Origin of the sequence: Ancylothrix sp. D3o, from assembly GCF_025370775.1 — a bacterium.
Lineage (GTDB): Bacteria > Cyanobacteriota > Cyanobacteriia > Cyanobacteriales > Oscillatoriaceae > Ancylothrix.
This window is the reverse complement of sequence record NZ_JAMXEX010000090.1, coordinates 1-2,984: the sequence shown is the minus strand read 5'-3', so window position 1 is coordinate 2,984 and position 2,984 is coordinate 1. Positions and strand designations below refer to the sequence as shown.

8 protein-coding genes are annotated in these 2,984 nt (G+C 44.6%); 6 read left to right on the top strand and 2 right to left on the bottom strand.

Going from position 1 to position 2,984, the window contains the following annotated elements; translation table 11 throughout:
- A partial coding sequence (locus NG798_RS27180) for a DUF4433 domain-containing protein (RefSeq protein WP_261226844.1) occupies window positions 1-498 on the bottom strand: 498 nt, incomplete at its 3' end.
- Window positions 499-846: 348 nt separating this feature from the next.
- Here NG798_RS27180 and NG798_RS27175 point away from each other — a divergent pair.
- From NG798_RS27175 to NG798_RS27150, 6 genes are all read left to right on the top strand, one after another.
- Window positions 847-1,044, top strand: coding sequence for a hypothetical protein (locus NG798_RS27175; RefSeq protein WP_261226843.1), 198 nt, complete (start codon window positions 847-849; stop codon window positions 1,042-1,044).
- A 136-nt stretch (window positions 1,045-1,180) separates the two neighbouring features.
- Window positions 1,181-1,375: a hypothetical protein gene (locus NG798_RS27170; protein WP_261226842.1), complete on the top strand. Its 195-nt coding sequence runs from the start codon at window positions 1,181-1,183 to the stop codon at window positions 1,373-1,375.
- Window positions 1,376-1,452: 77 nt separating this feature from the next.
- Entirely contained in the window at window positions 1,453-1,869 is a 417-nt protein-coding gene (locus NG798_RS27165; protein WP_261226841.1) for a XisH family protein, read from the top strand.
- Window positions 1,857-2,204, top strand: a complete 348-nt coding sequence (locus tag NG798_RS27160) for a XisI protein (RefSeq protein ID WP_261226840.1) — start codon at window positions 1,857-1,859, stop codon at window positions 2,202-2,204. The genes NG798_RS27165 and NG798_RS27160 overlap by 13 nt, the downstream gene beginning before the upstream one ends.
- Window positions 2,205-2,278: 74 nt before the next feature.
- A complete protein-coding gene (locus tag NG798_RS27155; RefSeq protein ID WP_261226839.1) occupies window positions 2,279-2,407 on the top strand; it encodes a hypothetical protein in 129 nt (42 codons plus the stop codon).
- Between the two features lie 166 nt (window positions 2,408-2,573).
- Window positions 2,574-2,789: a hypothetical protein gene (locus NG798_RS27150; protein ID WP_261226838.1), complete on the top strand. Its 216-nt coding sequence runs from the start codon at window positions 2,574-2,576 to the stop codon at window positions 2,787-2,789.
- Here NG798_RS27150 and NG798_RS27145 read toward each other — a convergent pair.
- Window positions 2,786-2,984, bottom strand: a 199-nt coding sequence (locus NG798_RS27145) for a hypothetical protein (RefSeq protein WP_261226837.1), incomplete at its 5' end; no start/stop codon positions are given. The genes NG798_RS27150 and NG798_RS27145 overlap by 4 nt on opposite strands.

Here is a 2,984-nt window from a genome sequence, read left to right as displayed (position 1 = left end):
TTGATAGACTAAAAATTCTGCTTGTCGCCTCCGCTTTCTATCGTTATCTTCTGGGGTATCAGCCCAATATTTATCTTTCATAATGGCCCAATCAATAGAGGCTTCTAAGGCTGATAGATCGTCGTAGAATTGGCTATATTGTATAACGGCATGACCATCTGTGAAAGCAAAAGGGACACCCTCACTTTTTATTATTTCGGCTTGTGCTACTAGGTAAATGATTGGGTTTTGTCCTTGAGTATAACCGGCTACTCTACCATTGTGAATTGCGTAAAGCATGGGGGAACGAGGAGCAAAATAAAATGGCACATAGTCGTGCAATACTCCACCGGCACCACAAGGAACAGGAATTCTAGCTCTCCGATCTTGAATGCGCTCATAAGCGATATCAAGATGGTTTACTTCCTGCTGTATTAATTTGTTTTTAGCAAACAATCCCCCAGATTTTAAAATCAAAGGCAAGTTATTGAGATGAGTAATATGATAAATAAAAACCATAGTTTTTTAGGGGAATGATTTTTTTGGTATTGTTTTTTTACTTCTATTAACTCATACTTTACCAGTTAATAAGTAGTGCATTAGTTTTTGCTTTTTGAGCTTGAGCTTAGCGAAGCTATTTTCTGCTGATGGATACGGAGATGCAGATAACTATTTTGAGGCCGGCATATCTATAAGATTCGCTTAATCGGTTTTAGATCGGCGGATCTGTAAAGCGTGGTGGATGCGTTATGTCGGAGAATGTTCGCGTCTTTCAATGAACCTAGAAAGGCTGGTAACACTGAAAAATACTTCATCGCTCACGGATATCACACGCCGACTCTGACAAAATATACATTACCAGCACCTATGGCGAACACTCGCCCTCAACCATCCACTTTTATCAACGGATTCTCTGCCCAGACGCCTTATCCCACCGACACCCCAGGTGGACACCGGCACCAAACTAAACATCGACAAATTACTGCAATACCTACCGGCACTCATGGCTACTCCTCTCTCACAAAGACAGATCAGCGACCCCGTTCAGCCAAAGAAATCAAGTAAATCAAGAGTCCGCTTTTAACTTATTTGGATGCAACCGCGCCCTTGGATGTGATATGGTCGGCTTCTGTAGAAGGATCAGGGAAATTTTTGGTGACGGTGGATGTCCGAGGGCCGGTGAATGGGGAGACGCAGCCGAATGCTCTCCAGCCCGGCGGATCTGCTTTGGGCGGGTGGATATCGCTCGTATGTGGATGTGATGATACGAGTGAATTTTATGAGTCCGATTGATACACAACCTATCGGTGAAATTAGAAAATTAAAGCAAGGGCGATTAAAAAATATTTCCATCTATGGTTTGGAAAGCAACGCTCACCACCTATCGGCTGTGTAAGTAGGAGGGCATCAAGGGTAGCCGGTGCCATCAAATATGATAGGTTTAAATTAGACCTTTATATTAAATCGTCTATTGTGGCTAAAGATCGTTTTCATCAAGTTGTTAAGAGGGCTCTTACTAAGGATGGCTGGAATGTTACTCACGACCCACTTAAAATAAAAGTAGGTGGTGTAGAGATGGAAATTGACTTAGGAGCAGAACGATTACTGGCAGCAGAGCGAGGAGATCAAAAAATTGCAGTGGAAATCAAAAGTTTTTTGGCCAGTGCCTCGGCAATTTCAGAGTTTCATACAGCCCTAGGGCAATTTATCAACTATCGGGCTGCATTACGCCGAGAAGAACCAGAGCGGACTCTCTATTTAGCTATACCAGAGCTAATTTATAACAGCTTCTTTCAACTTGATTTTCCAGCATCAATGCTGCAAGAAAATTCCGTAAGATTGATTATTTACGATATTGAATTGGAGCAAATTTCACAATGGAAGCACTAACCGATAACCTAAGCCACTATCAGCAAATTGTCCAGCAGCTATTGATGGATTATGCTGAAGTAAAACCGGCGTATGGTGATATTGAAGTGGAAACTATTTTTGATACCCAGCGAAACCACTATCAAATTGTCCATCTGGGGTGGCACCATAAACGTTGGGTGCATCATTGTATAATACATCTTGATATTCGTAAGGAAAAAATCTGGATTTTTTATAATTCAACCGAGCATGATATTGCAGCAGATTTAGTAAAATTAGGCGTACCAAAACAAGATATTGTATTAGGCTTTTATCCCCCTTTCATGCGGGAAATGAGTGATTATGCTGTGGGTTAAGAGTAGGCGTCTCCCCAGACCCCACGATAAAACTCTGCGTAATTGCCCGGCCTATCTGGATGCAATAAGTCCAGATGTTTTCTGTCTCACCGGCCATCAAAGACGCCTACGCGATTCACCGACAAGAAGCTCGATGTAATAAAGTCGGTTCATCTGCCTGCGGTGGGGGAGGTCAAGGAGCCGGTGAATTTGTCTGCGTTTGAAGATATTGAGGGACCAGTCGAATTCGCTCGTCCCAGCAGATGTTGAGGAGCCGGTGAAGACGATGGACGCGCTGTATGGCCGATGAACCTTCCATAGGCCGGTGTCAGACAGAGAAAATTCTTGATTATCATGGCCATTGTTAGGCCGGCTCCAACAAAATAGAGATTGCCGGCACTCCAGACGGACAGCGGCCTACCTAATACCACCGGCTCCAAAAAACCTGGACAAATCCCGTATCCCACCGGCACTCAAAAAACCTGTCTAGTTAAAGATCTGCAAGTTATTCAACAGCCAACAAAAAACTTACCGGCATCAGTAGATTATTGCAGCGCCGGTGGATCTTGCCGAGGCGGTGGATGGGGTGGGACAGGCGAATTTTAGGGGCCGGTGGAACTCGCTCGTGCCTGTGAAATTGCCAACACCGATGGAACTCCGCTCGGATGGCGGAACGTTTGGGGGCATGGGGTGCGACAGGCGAATACTTGGGGGCCGATGGATTTTCGCGGGTTGGGGGGTGTTCGGAAGTTGGTGGATGTTAAGATGCCGGTGGATTGGGTGGGATAGCTGAATGTTTGC

What these genes read in the sequence shown, in the direction of transcription:
- NG798_RS27160 (WP_261226840.1), top strand. Translation starts at nt 1,857, where the DNA reads ATGGAAGCACTAACCGATAACCTAAGCCACTATCAGCAAATTGTCCAG.
- NG798_RS27175 (WP_261226843.1), top strand. Translation starts at nt 847, where the DNA reads ATGGCGAACACTCGCCCTCAACCATCCACTTTTATCAACGGATTCTCT.
- NG798_RS27155 (WP_261226839.1), top strand. Translation starts at nt 2,279, where the DNA reads ATGTTTTCTGTCTCACCGGCCATCAAAGACGCCTACGCGATTCACCGA.
- NG798_RS27170 (WP_261226842.1), top strand. Translation starts at nt 1,181, where the DNA reads ATGCTCTCCAGCCCGGCGGATCTGCTTTGGGCGGGTGGATATCGCTCG.